Origin of the sequence: Actinomyces capricornis, assembly GCF_019974135.1 — a bacterium.
GTDB classification, from domain to species: domain Bacteria; phylum Actinomycetota; class Actinomycetes; order Actinomycetales; family Actinomycetaceae; genus Actinomyces; species Actinomyces capricornis.
The window spans coordinates 1,802,740-1,818,758 of record NZ_AP025017.1 but is presented as its reverse complement, the minus strand read 5'-3'; the positions used below and the strand labels follow the sequence as shown (position 1 = coordinate 1,818,758).

General features: G+C 71.2%; 11 protein-coding genes. 2 read left to right on the top strand and 9 right to left on the bottom strand.

All coding sequences use genetic code 11. The features are described from left to right. The first annotated feature begins 23 nt into the window (after positions 1-23). Positions 24-1,118, top strand: a complete 1,095-nt coding sequence (locus MANAM107_RS07310; protein WP_223906838.1) for a hypothetical protein — start codon at positions 24-26, stop codon at positions 1,116-1,118. Between the two features lie 32 nt (positions 1,119-1,150). Here the strand turns inward: MANAM107_RS07310 and MANAM107_RS07305 are convergent, their stop codons facing one another. The 3 genes from MANAM107_RS07305 to purL form a co-directional block, all read right to left on the bottom strand. Continuing rightward, positions 1,151-1,879: a CDP-alcohol phosphatidyltransferase family protein gene (locus MANAM107_RS07305; RefSeq protein WP_223906835.1), complete on the bottom strand. Its 729-nt coding sequence runs from the start codon at positions 1,877-1,879 to the stop codon at positions 1,151-1,153. A gap of 214 nt (positions 1,880-2,093) precedes the next feature. Further along, positions 2,094-5,228: a WD40 repeat domain-containing protein gene (locus tag MANAM107_RS07300; protein WP_223906832.1), complete on the bottom strand. Its 3,135-nt coding sequence runs from the start codon at positions 5,226-5,228 to the stop codon at positions 2,094-2,096. Positions 5,229-5,452: 224 nt separating this feature from the next. Beyond that, positions 5,453-7,816, bottom strand: coding sequence for a phosphoribosylformylglycinamidine synthase subunit PurL (gene purL, locus MANAM107_RS07295; RefSeq protein ID WP_223906829.1), 2,364 nt, complete (start codon positions 7,814-7,816; stop codon positions 5,453-5,455). Positions 7,817-8,078: 262 nt separating this feature from the next. On the opposite strand from purL, the gene MANAM107_RS07290 reads away from it, so the two are divergent. Next, positions 8,079-9,500 (top strand): glycosyltransferase, encoded by a 1,422-nt coding sequence (locus tag MANAM107_RS07290; protein WP_223906826.1) that lies wholly within the window; start codon positions 8,079-8,081, stop codon positions 9,498-9,500. Between the two features lie 694 nt (positions 9,501-10,194). Here the strand turns inward: MANAM107_RS07290 and purQ are convergent. The 6 genes from purQ to MANAM107_RS07260 all read right to left on the bottom strand — a co-directional run bounded on the left by purQ (position 10,195) and on the right by MANAM107_RS07260 (position 15,698). Further along, positions 10,195-10,917: a phosphoribosylformylglycinamidine synthase subunit PurQ gene (gene purQ / locus MANAM107_RS07285; protein WP_179900527.1), complete on the bottom strand. Its 723-nt coding sequence runs from the start codon at positions 10,915-10,917 to the stop codon at positions 10,195-10,197. A 3-nt stretch (positions 10,918-10,920) separates the two neighbouring features. Beyond that, positions 10,921-11,172 carry a phosphoribosylformylglycinamidine synthase subunit PurS gene (purS, locus tag MANAM107_RS07280; protein ID WP_223906822.1) on the bottom strand — a complete coding sequence of 84 codons (252 nt, stop codon included), beginning with the start codon at positions 11,170-11,172 and terminating at the stop codon, positions 10,921-10,923. 125 nt (positions 11,173-11,297) lie between these two features. Next, a complete protein-coding gene (locus MANAM107_RS07275) occupies positions 11,298-12,266 on the bottom strand; it encodes a PsbA protein (RefSeq protein ID WP_223906819.1) in 969 nt (322 codons plus the stop codon). After that, positions 12,263-13,018 carry a hypothetical protein gene (locus MANAM107_RS07270; protein ID WP_223906815.1) on the bottom strand — a complete coding sequence of 252 codons (756 nt, stop codon included), beginning with the start codon at positions 13,016-13,018 and terminating at the stop codon, positions 12,263-12,265. The genes MANAM107_RS07275 and MANAM107_RS07270 overlap by 4 nt, the downstream gene beginning before the upstream one ends. Before the next feature lie 12 nt (positions 13,019-13,030). Then, the gene (locus MANAM107_RS07265) at positions 13,031-14,074 is read right to left on the bottom strand and encodes a phosphoribosylaminoimidazolesuccinocarboxamide synthase (RefSeq protein WP_223906812.1); all 1,044 of its coding nucleotides are present in this window, start codon (positions 14,072-14,074) and stop codon (positions 13,031-13,033) included. Positions 14,075-14,129: 55 nt separating this feature from the next. Then, complete coding sequence (locus tag MANAM107_RS07260; RefSeq protein ID WP_223906808.1) at positions 14,130-15,698, bottom strand: hypothetical protein; 1,569 nt, start codon at positions 15,696-15,698, stop codon at positions 14,130-14,132. Between the last annotated feature and the right edge of the window lie 321 nt (positions 15,699-16,019).

Here is a 16,019-nt window from a genome sequence, read left to right as displayed (position 1 = left end):
GGACCGGCTCTATCATCAGCACGATGCTCCTACACGCTCCCTCTCGCCGCTCCGCCCTGCCCTCCACCATGGCCGAGCTCATCACCCTGCGCTCCGTGGTGGAGCTGCCGATCGTCCAGCGCCATGCCCTGGAGGCCGAGACGCTGCGGCGGGTGGCGGAGGTCGACCGCGTAGGGGACCTCACCTGCTTCAACGTCGCCGAGGTTCCCGAGCTGGCGAGCCTGAGCGATCCCTCGGAGTTCTTCAGCCCCGACGAGCACGGCTGGGCTCTGGGGCACGCCCTGAGCCACGCCGTCGAGCACGGGCAGAGGCTGTGGCTGTGCGAGGCCACCCCCGCACAGGTCGAGGCGCTGCGGGAGCTGCTGGGCGAGGACCTCGTGCACCTGGCCAATGCCCTGTCCGACCAGGCCGGGGCCGCGAGCGCCCCCCAGATCCCACAGGCCGGGGACCCGCGCGGCGCGTGCGGCGCCGGCGGCGCGGCCCCCCATGACGGGACAGCCTGCGTGGTGGCCCTCAGCCCCCGCGCCCTACTGGACCGGTGGGCCAAGGCGGGCCCCGAGCACGTCACCTACCTGCGCACCGTCCTGGAGGGCACCGACCCGCTGCGCGTCTCACGGCACACCCTGGAGGCGCTCAGGACCGCCCGGGTCAGGCTGCTGCCCCGCTCCAGCATCACCCGACTGCTGCACAACCCCCGCTTCCTGGCCTATGCCACGGTCTTCATCTACTCCTCCCTGCGGGCCCTGCCCGCGGCCCTGGCCCCGGGCTTCCACGGCAACCCCTGGGTACTGTGGACCATCGATATCGTCACCGCCGTGCCCTACACCTGGGGCATCATCGCCATGGTGGCGGGCAAGCGCCTGCGCATCCGCATGCTCGGCCTGGTCATCACGCTGATCACCTTCATCGCCCCCTACCTGTACTTCTTCGCCCGGGGGCAGGACTACCCGCCCTGGGTCCTGCTCGTGGTCGGGTTGCTGATCGTCCTCACCCTCCTGCTCGAGGGTGGGCGCTGGCTGCGCGACGTCGGCGTGGCCCGGGGCGTGCAGGCGCCGAGCCGCGAGCAGGCCCCGCACTCCCCCGCACAGCCGCCGGGCCGCCGCGCGCCGCGCGAGTGATCGGGGGCGTCCCTGGCCCCGCGGGGCCGCGCTCAGGCGGTGGCGGTCTCGTCGGCGCCGCGGATCGAGCGCAGGACGCCGACGAGCATGAACCAGCCCCCAGAGATGACCACTGCCGCGACCAGGGGCAGGGGGCGGTCGGGGTAGACCGCCACCAGCCAGCTGCTGGCGGCCAGCCATACCCCCGCCGAGGCGATGTTGAGGGCCCGGAACCGCTTGACTCGGGCGGGGTGCAGGTAGTGGGTGGGCACCAGTGTCAGGATCGCCAGGATGATGGTCACCGGCACATTGACCCAGGTGGGGGTGCCCAGAACGTAGAACATGAGGGCCACGATGTTCCAGGCCGCCGGGAAGCCGACGAAGTAGTAGTCGGTGGACTTCCAGTTCTTGTTGGCGTAGCAGAACATGGAGGAGCTCAGGATGAGGATGAGCATGAATGCCTTGACCGGTCCCGCACCCATGGGCAGGTACAGGTACATGAAGAGTGCCGGGATGAAGGTCCAGGTGAGGTAGTCCACGACGATGTCGACGATGACGCCGTCGAACCAGGGGATGATCTCGGCCACGCGGGTGCGGCGCGCCAGGGTGCCGTCGACGCCGTCGACCACGAGCGCCACCAGGAGCCAGACCCACATCCAGGTGATCTCCTCGTGGATGGCCGCGAGCGTCGCCAGGGAGGCCCACACCAGCCCGGACATGGTCAGGCAGTGGACCGCCCAGGCGGCCGCCCGCGCACTGAGCGGGTAGTGGGTGGTCGTCACGGGTGCTCCTCTCAACAGGTCCTTCCTGGCAGAGTCTAAGCACCTTCACGGCAACCTATGCGCCCGCTGTTTATTCACAGCAGGCGGGCAAGGGGCGGTGACCTGCGCAGATGCCAGCAGACCCCGCTGATGAGAATCGTTCTCCAGTAACAATGATCCTAGGCCCCAAGGCCCACGGCCCCGGCCGAGCCACCCGGAGGCCCGGCCGGTGCGCCTAGAAGCGGAAGCTGCGGAAGTCGAAGGGGTAGATGCCCATCGGGTTCCAGTGCGCCACGAGCAGGCCCCCGGCATAGGTGCCCTCGCGCCACACCTCGCTCTCGATGAGGACGCCGCTGTCGGGCAGCTCGCTGAGGCTCAGGCGGTGGCGGCCGTCAGCGTACTCATCCGCCTTCTGGATCGGGTAGAGGCTCAGCTCGGAGGAGGGCACGGGGAAGCGGTCGATCTGCTCTTCCAGGGCGGAGAGCGAATCGCCTGAGATCCCGTAGCGGCTGGCCAGCTCGTTGAGGTCGCGCCGCGCGATGGCCGAGACGAACTCCTCCACCTCGGTGTAGATCCGACGCCGCAGCTCGGGGTCGCCCCAGGGTGCGGGAGCCTCCTCCTGCGGCATCGCGCCACCGGCCTCGGCGCCCGGCTCGGGCTGCTCCCCCGCCTGCCCCTCGACCTGGGGCTGGGCCCCGGGTGCTTGGTACGGCGCGGGCTGGGCCGGTTCCGCCCCTGAGGCGGTGGCCGCCATGCCGGCGGTCTCGACCGCGCCGGGGGTCTCGGGGGCCTGGGGCCCCCCAGGAGCCGGGGGCTGCCCGCCTTCGGCGGGGGCCTGGACCGGCTCCGGCTCGTCCAGGGCCGCCGGGTCGGCGGCGTGGGCGCCCCGGCGCGCCTGGCCCACAGGAGACGAGACGTGGGCGTCTCCCGACAGGAGGGCGAGGTCGGGCATCCCGGCCCCCTCGGGGGTGTCGGTCTCCACGGTGGGCAGAATGTCCCAGGGGCTGGGGGCGAAGCCCTGGCCACTGGAGTCGTCGGCCACCAGGGACAGCGCGGGCACGGGATCCGCCGAGGGCTCGGCGCTCTGCGGGGCGCCGTCCTGCACGCCCGGCTCGGCCCCACCGGCCGGGGGAGCCGGCTCCGACCCGGCAACGGGCTCATCGGGCTCGGGGTGATCGACGGCCTCCTCCTGGGCCGGCAGTGCATGCCGGCCGTGCTCGGCGGCATGGCCGTCGCCCAGCCCCTCAGGGGAGGCCTCGGGGCCGGGGGCGCCCTGATCGGCGGCCTGCGCCGTGCCCGGCTCGACGCCCGCGCCCTGATCCGCCTCGTGGGCCTCCTCGGCCGGGGCCTGGAAGGGCAATGGCTCGGCACTCCGCGGAGTCATGAGCACGCGGGTCAGGCGGCCCTCGATGACCTCGGGGTGGGCCAGGAGGTCCCAGACCTGCTCGGAGCCCGCGCGCAGTCCCAGGGTGGGGGCGTCGAGCACCGCGACCTCGCCGTCGGGCAGGAAGCAGAAGAAGGGGCCGGTCATCTCGCCGGTCTGGGCATCCCACAGCCGCACCGTGGCATCCTCCGAGCCGGTGATGATGCGAGCGCCATCCGGGCTCCACTGCGCGGCGGTCACCCCGAATCGGTGGCCTGCCAGGGTGAGCACCACCTTGCCGGAGACCTCGTCCCAGACCCGTGCCACGCCGTCGTCGAAACCGGCCAGGACGCGCTGGCCATCGGGGCTCCAGGCGAAGGAGCGCACCATGGCGCCCTGGCCCGCGAGCCTGACCAGCTCCCCGCCGGTGATGGCGTCCCACACGTGCCCATCGCCGTCGGCGCTGCCGGTGACCACCCGGGGCCCGCCACGGGTCCAGGCGACCTCGCGCACCCAGTCGTGGGTGAAGGTGCGCACCACCTTGCCGGTGGTGGTATCCCAGATGCGGGCGCTGCCGTCCTGCGAGCCGGTCAGGGCCCTGGCGCCGTTGGGGCTCCACGCCACCGAGGTGACAATGTCGGAGTGGCCCTCCAGCTCCAGCAGGGCGGTGCCGCGGTCAGCGTCCCAGATGACCGCCATCGAACTGCCCACGCCGGTGAGCAGGCGCCGGCCCTCGGGGCTCCAGGCGAAGGCGTTGACCTCATCGAGGCCGGCCGTCAGCGACAGGATCCCCTCCCCGGTGCTGGCATTGAGCACGGACACGCCGCGCGAGAAGTAGGAGTCCGCGGCCAGGCGGCTGCCATCGGGGCTCCAGCCGAAGCTGGACAGCTCGGGATCCTGGACATCGACCGTCAGCACGGGCTCGCCGGAGGTCAGGTCCCACACGCGGGTCCCGCCGATCTTGGCGCCCACGACCACCCGGCTGCCCTCGGGGCTCCAGGCCACGGCGTCCACGCTGTTACCGGGGCCCAGCACCTTGACGCACTCGCCGGTGACCGGATCCCAGATGCGCACGGTGTGGTCGTGGGAGCCGGTGGCCACGCGGGTGGAGTCCGGACTCCAGGCCAGGGAGCAGGCCCACTTGCCGTGCCCCGCCAGGGTCATCAGCTCCACCCCGGTGTTGGCGTCCCACACATGGGCCGAGGAGTCTCCCAGGTCGTCGGTGACGATGCGGGTGGAGTCCGGACTCCAGGCCACGGTGCTCACCCAGTACTCGCCGCTGAGGGTCAACAGGTGGGCACCGGTGGCGGCGTCCCACACGCGGGGCATGGACTCATCGGAGGCGGTGATGATGCGGGTGGAGTCCGGGCTCCAGGCCAGGCCGGTCATGGGCTCGACCGCACCGTCCTCGCCCTGGGCGGTGTCCTGGACCGGGATGGGGCCCACGTGGAGCAGCTCGGTGCCGGTGGTGACATCCCAGATGCGGGCGGTGCCGTCGTCCGAGGCGGTGGCCACGCGGGTGCGGTCCGGGCTCCAGGCCACGGCCGTGACATTGTCGGCATGGCCGACCAGGGTGCGCACGGTCTCGCCTGTGGCGGCATCCCAGATGCGGGCGGCGTCGTCCTCCATGCGCGTGATGAGGCGGGTGGAGTCCGGGCTCCAGGCCACCGCGCCCCCGATGGCCTGCCCACCCAGGTCCAGCAGGAGGAGGTCCTCACCGGTGTCCGCATCCCAGATGCGGGCGGTGTGCTCCTCGGAGGTGGTGGCCAGGCGCCTGCCATCGGGGCTCCAGGCCGCGGCATTGACCGAGCCCCCGCGACCGGTCAGGGCGAAGAGCTCGCCGCCGCTGTCCGCATCCCAGACGCGGGCGGTGCCGTCATGGGAGCCGGAGAGGATCCGAGTACCGTCCGGGCTCCAGGCGAGTCCCCACAGGGCATCGAAGTGGCCTGCATAGAGGGACACCCGGCGCGGGTCGATCGTCTCGGAGGTCTCTGATGGCGCAGTCATGCTCGAAGTCTATGGAGAACGCCTTGGGGTCTGCTGGATCTTCCGCCCATCGCGAGCACCGACCGCCGTTATCCCCGCGTGACCGCCCCGGAGGCGGTACGTTGGTCTGCCGGGCATTCGCCGCCCTTTCCGTGACACCGATGTGACCATCGGGAGCGCGCTGGCCGAGCCCCCGGCACCGGCCCGGGAACGGCGGGGACCGGCATGCCGGTCGGGCACGCCGGTCAGAACAGGGCGGGCAGGGTGGCCTCCACGTCCTCGCGCAGCTCGTCCAGGTCCAGGATGAGGGGCCGGCCCGCACCGCCGTCGGAGAGCAGGTCGCCGCCGGTGACCACGAGCAGGTCCCCGCCGGTGGTGCCCAGGCGGGCCACGGGGACGTCCTCGGCCTCGGCGGCCGCGATGACCACCGGGACCGCGGCCTCGGGGACCGCGACGATGGCGCGCGCCCCGGACTCCGAGAGCAGGGCGGTGAAGTCGTCGACACCCTCCCCCTCGACCGCCGTCAGATCCACGCTGGCCCCCACGCCGCAGCGCAGGCAGGAGTCCACGAGGGTCTGGATGAGTCCCCCCGCGGAGCAGTCGTGGGCGGCGCGCACCAGGGGACCGGCGCCGTCGGGCAGGTCCGCCCCGTGGAGGGCGAGCAGGACCCGGCCCAGGGCCATCTCCGCCTCCAGGTCCACCCGCGGGGGCAGGCCGCCCAGGTGCCCGTGCACGGCGCGGGCCCAGGCCGAGCCGTCCAGCTCCTCGGCGGTGGCGCCCAGGGCCATGATGGCTAGGCCCTCCTCATACCAGCCCGAGGGGCGCACGCGGCTGACGTCCTCCAGCACCCCCAGGACCCCGACCACGGGGGTGGGGTTGATGGAGGAGTCGATGCGCCCCTTGTCCTTGCCGTGGGAGTTGTACAGGGACACGTTGCCGCCGGTGACCGGCACGCCCATGGCGGCGCAGGCATCGGCCAGCCCGGTAATGGCTTCCACCAACTGCCACATGGCGTCGGGGTCCTCCGGCGAGCCGAAGTTGAGGCAGTCGGTGACGGCCAGGGGGCGCGCGCCCACCGTGCACACGTTGCGGTAGGCCTCGGCCAGGGCCTGGGCGGCGCCGGTGGCGGGGTCGAGCTTGGTGTAGCGGCCATTGGCGTCGGTGGAGATGGCCACGCCCAGGCCGCTGGCCTCATCGACGCGGATCACCCCGGCGTCGTCGGGCTGGGACAGGGCGGTATTGCCGCGCACGAAGCGGTCGTACTGGTTGGTGATCCAGGCGGTGGAGGCCTGGTTGGCATCGGTGACCACGGCGCGCACCTGCTGGGCCAGCGCGGCGGCGCTGCTCGGGCGCTCCAGGCGCGCCGAGGTGTCGGCGTTGAGCTCGTCCTGCCAGGCGGGGCGGGCGTAGGGGCGCTCGTAGGTGGGGCCCTCGTGGGCCACGGTGCGCGGGTCGACGTCCACGATCCGCTCCCCGAAGTGGTCGATGGTCAGGCGCCCCGAGCCGTTGACCTCGCCGATGACCGCGGCCTCGACGTCCCAGCGCTCGATAACGGCCATGAAGTCCTCCAGGCGGTCCGGGGCGACCACGGCCATCATGCGCTCCTGGGACTCGCTCATGAGGATCTCGCCGGCGGTGAGGCTGGGGTCGCGCAGCAGGACCTTCTCCAGGTCCACGTGCATGCCGCCGTCGCCGTTGGAGGCCAGCTCGGAGGTGGCGCAGGAGATCCCCGCGGCCCCCAGGTCCTGGATGCCCAGGACCAGGCCGGCGCCGAACAGGTCCAGGCAGCACTCGATGAGGACCTTCTCCATGAAGGGGTCGCCCACCTGCACCGAGGGGCGCTTGGCGGGCATGCCGTCCTCGAAGGACTCCGAGGCCAGGATGGAGGCGCCGCCGATGCCGTCCCCGCCGGTGCGCGCCCCGAAGAGCACCACCTTGTTGCCCGCCCCCGAGGCGTTGGCCAGGTGGATGTCCTCGTGGCGCAGCACGCCCACGCACAGGGCGTTGACCAGGGGGTTGTCCTGGTAGGAGGAGTCGAACTCGGTCTCCCCGCCGATATTGGGCAGGCCCAGACTGTTGCCGTAGGTGCCCACCCCGGCCACGACGCCGTGGACGACGCGCGCGGTGTCGGGGTGGTCGACGGCGCCGAAGCGCAACTGGTCCATGACGGCCACGGGCCGGGCGCCCATGGAGATGATGTCCCGCACGATCCCGCCCACGCCGGTGGCCGCACCCTGGTAGGGCTCGACGAAGCTGGGGTGGTTGTGCGACTCGACCTTGTAGGTGACCGCCCATCCCTGGCCGATGTCCACCACCCCGGCGTTCTCGCCCATGCCCACCAGGAGGTGGGCGCGCATCTGCTCGGTGGTCTTGTCCCCGAACTGGCGCAGGTGGATCTTGGAGGACTTGTAGGAGCAGTGCTCGGACCACATGACCGAGTACATGGCCAGTTCGGCGTTGGTGGGGCGCCGGCCCAGGAGGGTGCGGATGGACTCGTACTCCTCGGCCTTGAGGCCGAGCTCGGCCCAGGGCATCTCCTGGTCCGGGGTGGCGGCGGCGTCCTGGACGGTGTCGGAGTGCGGGGCGGGGGCGTGCGGCTCAGGCGCCATGGGTGCTCCTGGATATCAGTGGGATGCGGTCAGGTGCGGTGGGAGTGGACTGCGGCCAGGGGAAGCGTATCGGACCCGGCGCCCACCGGCCGAGGCGGCGAGCGGGCGGGCGGCGCGCCGTCGGCGGCCCGGGAGCGCCCGGGTCGGGAGGGCCGGGCGAGCAGCGCTGAACGGCGGATTCAGGCGCCCGCCGGGGGCCGGGCGGCGGCACGCCCACCCCGCCAGTGCTGCGCCTCACACGATTTAGGGGCAAGATCGGAGCATGAGAGACATCGACGTCGCCCCGCTGCCCCTCTCGGACCTCGAGAGCCACCTCGATGAGGTGGCCATCCGCCGCCTCCATGCGGGCATAGAGGCCGCCCGGGCCCTGCTGGAGGGCCGCACCGTGTGGAGCGTGACGCCCACGGCGGCCGCCGGCGCCGGCCCGGCGGAGACGGTCGCCTCCCTGGTGGGCTATGCGCGCGGGCTGGGCCTGGCCACCCGCTGGCTGACCCTGGATGCCCCGGCGGAGTTCACCCGGATCGCCGACCGGCTGCACGCCGGCATCCACGGGGACCGGGGCGACGGCGGCAGGCTGAGTGAGAAGCAGCGGGACATCTACGAGCATGTGCTGGCCTCCAATGCGGAGAACATCATCGAGGAGATCCGCCCCGACGACATCGTCATCCTCCACGACCCGCCCACCGCCGGCCTGGCCCGGGCGGTCAAGGCCACGGGCGCCTCGGTGATCTGGCGCTGCCATGCGGGGACCGAGGAGGCGGGGGAGGCCGCGGCCCACGCCTGGGCCTTCCTGGACCGCTACCTGGAGGATGTCGATCTCACGGTGGTCTCGCGCCCGGAGTACCGGCCCCCGTATATCGAGGAGGAGCGCTGCGCCGTCCTGGCCCCCTCGATCGACGCCGACTCCCCGAAGAACCGGGTCCTGGACCTCGATGAGGCCTGGTCGGTGGCGCGCCTGGCGGGGATCTTCGCCGGGGAGCCCCCCTTCACCGCGGTGCCCTTCATGCGCCATGACGGGCGGGCGGATGCCTTCCGGGGACTGGAGGACTCCCCCATGGCCTGGGGCGCGCCGGTGCCCCTGGGGTGCCGCACCGTCACGCAGGTCAACCGCTGGGACCGCCTCAAGGGCGGCCTGGAGCTGGTGGAGGCCTTCGCCGAGCACATCGCCGCTCTTCCCCCGGACGCCCACCTGCTCCTGGTGGGGCCGCGCCCGGACACCGACCGGGATGCGGGCTCGGCCCGGGTGCTCTCGGAGATCGTCGAGCGCTGCTCGGTGCTGCCGGATTCGGTGGCGCAGCGGGTGCATGTGGCGGCAGTGAGCATGGAGGACCGGGAGGTCAATGCCACCGTGGTCAACGCGGTGCAGCGGGTCTCCTCGGTGGTCACGCAGCGCTCACTGGTGGAGGCCTTCGGCCTGACGGTGGCCGAGGCCATGTGGAAGAAGGCGCCCGTGGTGGCCTCGGCCGTGGGCGGTATCCGCGATCAGATCGACGACGGCGTGGATGGCGTGCTCGTCGATCCCGCCGACGGCGCCGCCTGGGCCGAGGCGGTGGCCGACCTACTGCTCTTCCCGGAGCGGGCGGCCGAGATGGGAGCCGCTGCCCATGAGTCCGTGCGCCGGGAGTTCCTGCCCAACCGCCACATGCTCGACCTCCTGGAGGTGCTGGCGCGCCTGGTCGGCTGAGGCACGACCACGAGTTATCCACAGGCGTCATCCACAGGGCTGTGTGCCTGTGTGTGGATTCCCGAGATGAGGCCCTTCCCGTTGTGAACATGAGTGGAAACGAGATCCACGTGCGCCGCGGGCGGGCGGCCGGAGGGGGTTCCCGCCCGTCTCATCCCGGAGACTCCCGGAGATCTGAGCGCTCAGTTTCCCGCATTCTCCCGCGCAGTTTCTGAGCTTTTCCCACCTTCAGGCATCATCGGCCTGAGCGCTGGGGTGGGTCGGGCTGGACTGGACAGGACGTGCCCCTGTGATCTGCGCGCAAGCAGTACAGGTCGCCGCAGGCGCCCCGCGTGGGCGGCGTGGGAGGCCGGCGCACGGCGCTCTTCATGGAGTTGCCCACAAGTGGGAGGCGCGTCTGTGGATAAGCACAACGATGACCGGAATCCGCTCCGCCCGTCGCCCCTGCCGGGGAGGCGGCCGACGGGGCTGTCGGGTGGCGCCCCTGCTGCTTCGGGGTGGCCCGGGGTGTGAGCCGGGCCCCGGGAGGGCGGCGGGGCCGCAGTTGGTCGTCGTCTGGCGGAAAAGACGTCACTTGGCGGAATGGACGACACCTACAGGGTACGTCCATTCCGCGAAGCGACGCACTCGTCGCGAAGTGACGTCGAATCGCATCGCCCCACACCACTCCCAGGGCGCGGTGTGGGTTGGCCCCTCAGGCCGACAGGAGAGAGGCGATGGCGGAGCGGAAGAGGGCCAGGCCGTCGGTGCCCGTGCGCGGGCCGGCGGCGGAGGCGGGTCCGAAGCCGGGCTCCACCGCGTGCTCGGGGTGGGGCATGAGGCCCACGACATTGCCGCGCTCATTGCAGACCCCGGCGATGTCGCGGGCCGAGCCGTTGGGGTTGGCGCCCAGGTAGCGGAAGACGACGAGGCCCTCCCCCTCGAGGCGGTCGAGCTCCTCGGGTGAGGCGATGAAGTTGCCCTCGGCGTTCTTCATGGGGATGACGATCTCCTGGCCCTCGGTGTACTGGCTGGTCCAGGCGGTGCGGGTGGTCTCCACGCGCAGGCGCTGCTCGACGCAGATGAAGCGCTGGTGGTCGTTGCGGATGAGCGCGCCGGGCAGCAGGTGCGCCTCGGCCAGGATCTGGAAGCCGTTGCAGATGCCCAGCACGGGCATGCCCGCCTGCGCCGCGGCGATGACCTCCTCCATGACAGGGGCGAAGCGGGCGATGGCCCCGCAGCGCAGGTAGTCGCCGTAGGAGAAGCCGCCGGGGACCACCAGGGCCTCCACACCCCGCAGGTCGGCGTCCTTGTGCCACAGGGCGACGGGCTCGGCCCCGGCCAGGCGCACGGCGCGGGCCGCGTCGACGTCGTCGAGGGTGCCGGGGAAGGTGATGACGCCGATGCGGGCGGTCGTCGGGTCGGTGGGGGTGGTCATGGCTCAGGCCTCCTGCGCGGTGACGGAGACGACATCCTCGATGATGGGGTTGGACAGGAGGGTGTCGGCGGCCCGGCGGGCGGCGTCGAGGTGCTCCTGGGTCACGGGGCCCTCGACCGTCAGTTCGAAGCGGCGTCCCTGGCGCACGGCGGTGAACTGGTCGAAGCCGAGCCGGGGCAGGCTGGCCACCACGGCCTTGCCCTGGGGGTCGAGGATCTCGGGCTTGGGCATGACCTCGACGACGATGCGTCCCATCGGTGCTCCTTGGGAAAGTGCGGGATGACTGCGCCGCCCACCCTACCCGCTCCCCCGCTGCTCCCGCCCGACGCGGCGTGCGACAGCGCCGGGGATGCGCGGATGCATGGGGATGCGCAGGGGGCTCAGATGGCGCCCAGCCAGTCCTTGGCCAGGTAGATCGAGACGATGCCGCCCATGGCCAGCGCACCGGTGGCGATGAACCATGCGGGTCCCAGGACCAGGGCGATGACGGCGCAGACCACGGCGCCGGCGAGCAGGAAGCCGCCCACGGCACCGGCGACGCCGGCAGGGGCGTGCATGGACTGGTCCACGGTGGAGGTGCCCATGACCGGCCGCGGACCGGAGTCCATGGTGGCCCGGTCGGGTGCCTCAGGGGCGCTGGAGCGGGCGGAGGGTGCGGCACCGGGTGCGCCGAGGGGCGGCCCGGCGGGGTCGCCCCTCGGGTGCTCCTCCCCCGGCAGCCCGTGGCCGCCGGCATGCGCCGGGGCCCCTGTCAGGAGGCGCTGGGGGTCGTGGACCTCGACGGTCCCGGCGGTCAGGCCTGCTGCGGCGTCGACGACGGTGGGCCTCCACCGGCTGGCCTCGTGGCGCACGGGCGTGCCGCCGGCCCAGGCGAGGTATCCGGCGGCGGCCACCAGGCCCGCGCCGCCGAGCACGGCCACCAGCCACGGCGGCACCCACAGGTGGCCGGCCTCGGCGTTGCGGGCGAGGTTCATGGCCGAGACCGTGGCCAGGACCAGCCCGATGAGCGCGAAGGCCACCCCCGCCCAGCGCTGCTTGCCGGCGGCGGCCGGCCAGGGGCTGGCTGGCCCCCGGGAGGCGCGGGTGGGGCGGGTGCGGCCCCGGTCCACACCCCAATCGGGACCGTCAGCACCGGAGGCGGCCCGGCGGCGGTGGGTCCTGCCGCGCCCCACACCCCAGTCGGGGCCGGAGGCCGGTGGGGCGGTCTCGTCGTCGAGCACCTCGGGCGGCTCGACCCGGGAGCGGTCGGGGCGGGACCGGCCGTCCCGGGGGCGCCCTTGGGCGGGGCGGGAGGTCCCCCAGTCCACGGGGCCGCGCTCGTCCGGGGGCCGGCGGTCGCGCGGGGTCATGCGATCACCTGCCCCAGGACGGATGCGAGCCCGAGGGCGATGAGCACGAAGCCCAGGGCGCCCAGGAGCAGTTGGCCCACGCGCACGAGCGACTCCCCCGTGGTGGTTCCGGCCAGGTGCTCATCGGCGGCCCGGCCGATCCGGGTGGTGGCCAGGGCGGTGGTCAGTGGCCCGGAGACGACGTCGAGAGTGGTCAGCTCGCGCCGGCCGGTCGACTCGGGAATGACCAGGGCGGTTCCCGGAACAGTGAGCGGGGCCAGCTCGGTGCTCTCCCCGCCCGGACGGTACGGGCCGGTGGCCGTGGTTCCAGCGGTGCCGCTGCTACCCGTACGGGCCTGGGCGCCGGAGCGGGTGCTGCGGCGCCGGGCCCACCAGCGGCCCACGACCCGGGCCTCCTGCTCGCGGCGGGCCTGGACGGCCCGGGCCCGGTTGCGCTCCAGGCGCAGCCGGGGGGCGTTGACCACCAGGGAGCGGGCCGGCACGCGCAGCACGGCGAGCAGGCCGAGCCCGACGATGATGAGCGCGATGCCCCCGAGAATGCTGGACAGGCCCCGAGCGCCCAGGGCGGTGGTGACCGCCGCGGACAGGGCGAGCAGGACGACGAGCGCGCCCAGGCCCAGGACGATGGCGAAGCCGGGGCCCGGCTTGAAGGCGCGCGTGGGCGGGGCTGCCGGCCGGCCGGGGCCGGCCTCCTGGGCGCGGTCGGGCGGGGTGCGGTGCGGCGGGATGGGCCCGCGGTGATCCTGGGTCATGGCTCCCCCGGCTCACAGCTCCAGTGCGGAGCCGGTCAGGAGGCGGTAGGCCTCGAGGTAGCGCTCCCGGGTGCGCTCGACGACGTCGTGGGGCAGGGGCGGCGGTGCCTGGCCGCTGGCGGGGTCCCAGCCAGAGGCGGGCGAGGTGAGCCAGTCGCGCACGTACTGCTTGTCGAAGGAGGGGGTGGCCCGGCCCGGCTGCCAGGCCCGGGCGGGCCAGAAGCGGGAGGAGTCGGGGGTCAGGACCTCGTCTCCCAGGGTGAGGCGGCCACCGGGGTCGGTGCCGAGCTCGACCTTGGTGTCGGCGACGATGATGCCGCGCTGGGCGGCGATCCGGGCGGCGCGGGAGTAGAGGGCGAGGGTGGCCTCGCGCAGCTGGGCGGCGGTGGTGGGGCCCACCATGTCCTCCACGCGCCGGTAGGTGATGTTCTCGTCGTGCTCGCCCAGCTCGGCCTTGGCCGCGGGGGTGAAGAGCGGCTCCGGCAGGCGGGAGGCCTCGTCCAGGCCCTCGGGCAGGGGCAGGCCGCAGACGGTGCGGTGCCTGCGGTACTCGACCAGGCCCGAGCCGGTGAGGTAGCCGCGGGCCACGCACTCCACGGGGTGCATGGTCAGGCGGGTGCAGATCATGGCGCGGCCGGCCACGGGGGTGGGGACGTCGAGGGAGACCAGGTGGTGGGGGACGATGTCGGCGAGCCGGTCGAGCCACCAGGCGCTCAGGGCGGTCAGGACACGGCCCTTGTCCGGGATGGGCGTGGGCAGGACGTGGTCGTAGGCGCTGATGCGGTCCGAGGCGACGACGAGGAGCACGTCGCGGCCCGCCCAGGGGCCTCCGGCCTCGGGGGTGTAGATGTCGCGGACCTTGCCGCTGGAGAGGTGCTCCCAGCCCGGCAGCGCCGGGGCCTCGGGGGCGCCGGGCAGGCCCGAGGCCGCGGCAGCGGTGGTACTGGGGGCGGTGGTGCTGGGAGTTGTGGTGGAGGTAGCCGTGGCGTCCTGGGGCGAGCCTGCGGCGGTGAGCAGGTGGGGGGCGGGGGAACTGGAGCTGGCGGGCTGGCTCATGCCCCCATCCTGCCACCGCCCCACGACGCCTTCGAGGAGCCGTGCGCAGCGTCCACTATCGATCAGACTCGGCAGCTTCCCGGACAGGCGCACCCCGCGCGCGCATCCGGAGATGACGGCGAAGATCGCGCAACCCCCGGGTGACGCGATCGGCTATCGATCCTCTTTCTTGCGGTGCATCATCCTGCTCGCGAGCCGAGCCTGGCAGCGGCTTTTCAAGAACGTTATTGATCAGCATCCTCAACTCCTGGGCGCGCTCCCGCTGAAACTCATCGATAGATCGCTGACTACGCCTTATCTGTCCAACTCTTATACCATCCGCGCTTCGCCCACCCGGACGCACCATATCCTCCAGGACCAATTCCACGATCGTCGCAGAGTACTCTTGCTCTTGCGGGCCCAGAATATAAGAATCGAATGAGTCGGCGCAGCTATCGCGCTCCTCGATGATCAGTCGATAAAAGTATTCACCAAAAGCCCACCTCCTCGGCCTCCCACCTCCCAGCAGGACGATAGCACCAAATACCGCAGTCGCCACGACAAAGGGAGTCAACCAAAGAACCAGCCCGGAGGAGGAAACTGTGGGACTGAATTGCGCCAGCGCAGCCAAGAACGGACCCACGCCAATCAATAGCATGATGAACAACTGGAACAGAAGCACGGAAACCCCACTCAAAGACCTTAAACGCCCGTTATGCTTGAGTGCCGCAATGAAGGAGGAGAAAACAGACCAGCGAACAAAACCCCCGTACACCAACGCCACCACTGCAGCCCAGGCAAGCAGGATCACCGCACCCCGCAGATTCAAACCGCCAACGATTGCCAGAACGGCCACTGGAGTCGAGTACAGGAGGGTAACAAGAAGGGAGATCAGCGCGCTGGGCCCCGAGCCGAAGCCCAGACACCACAGTAACCTGCACCAGGGCTTCTCTGACCCAAGAATCGGAAGCCTGGAAATCGACTGCACATACATCTCCAGCCTTCCGACATGCTGAAGTGCGATGACATACCCCTTCACTCCAACGCTACTTCCACGCTTGACCACGACCGGGATCATCGCCACGATCAAGTACATCATGACTGAGAGAAGAAGCACCACCAACCTACCGTCATTAACCTCACCCCCCACGATGTAGAACATGTCCGCGATCACAATGACGCCACATGAGGCAACAAGGATGATCGACACACCCATGGCCACCTCCTCGCGGTGAGCATCATCGATCACCCCCTGCAGCCACAAGTACTGCCGATGTGGATCCGAAGGGACCTCTCGCCGCGACCACGAGAGCGTGATCAGAGTGAACAGTAGCGCACCAATACAGGATACGAACGCGAGCATGTACCCCATGAAATCAAAATCAGCACCACCGAAGTCACCCTCGTTGAGTCGATCAATCACGGTCGTGAGATTCACAGTCTCGCGACCATCCGGGTCTCTCCAGAATTTTGACCAGAGAACAATCCTCATATACACGTAGAGGAACGCGATAAGAAAAGCCAAGAACGAGGAGAGCCCCACTTGACGCCAAGCCCGCACCTCACGCGAGGGCTTGAATCCCTGACCAGCCCCAGAAAGCCAGCCCTCACCACATTGCAGTTCTTTGATCAAGGATCCCGGCACACCCGCCCTCCTACAATCGCTTCGCGACCCGCAAGAGAGGCCAGCCTCCACCATCTCCCCACTCTCTCCCGAAAAGGAATACGAACCCCTTCTCCGACGCAGACCAGATCTCGCAGAAGCAAACTTCTGCACGCGCAACGATCCCATGCCCCACCATGCAAGCATGACAACGGCTCTTCCGCATGCGACCCAAGTCCTACCACGCCCAACCCTACTGGCACCGCTCGCAAAAACGGCCCTCATCCCCAAAGGAAGACGGACCCCGCAAGGTTGAAATCAGGAAATAACCTGGAAGTTATCACTAAACTTCCATTGCTCTCC